This window comes from Campylobacter sp. W0066.1 (genome assembly GCF_024723635.1).
GTDB classification, from domain to species: Bacteria; Campylobacterota; Campylobacteria; order Campylobacterales; family Campylobacteraceae; genus Campylobacter_D; species Campylobacter_D lari_C.
On record NZ_JANQCW010000051.1, the window covers coordinates 1 to 565 of the forward strand.

General features: G+C 29.0%; 1 pseudogene. It reads left to right on the top strand.

What is annotated here, in order from left to right:
• Positions 1–371: 371 nt before the first annotated feature.
• Positions 372–565, top strand: a pseudogene (locus tag CAMP18497_RS08230) (hypothetical protein); the annotation flags it as partial.

A 565-nucleotide genomic window follows, 5' to 3' on the forward strand; every position in this document is an offset into this window, starting at 1 on the left:
GTATTGATGTAGATAAAATACAAGCTGATTCTATAAAAATACAAGAAAAGGTTGAAAGCAATCTTGAGAATTTAACAAGAAAACCTACTAATTAAAAAGAAAAATAAAATTATAGAAAGGAGATAGAGTTTAGTTAAAAGTTTGTTTGGTAAAGCCAAAGGGATTATCCTAAACCCTGCAAAAGCAGGGGATACTCAATAAGCCTTGACATAGCAAAGTGTTAAGAGTATAATTATAAGGATAATTTTTGTTAGCATTATGCTCACCTCCCTTCTGGGCGGTAAATTAACGCTAAAGGGTTGCGCCCCTTTGGTGTTGCACCCTTAATATAATTATATCAAACAAACTCTTTAACTTCTTTAATACAATTGATGAAAAGATTTTACATTTTATTCCTTAGTGCTTTAATTTTTGCACCTTCTTTATTATTTGGTGCTACAAATATAGATGATAATCATATTATCTTTACTTGGGGCTATGGTGAAGTAGCAAATGATATTTTACAAGTTATAAAAGATGTTATATTTTTGCTTCAATTAACTAATAAAAGTAAAGAATCTTTTCA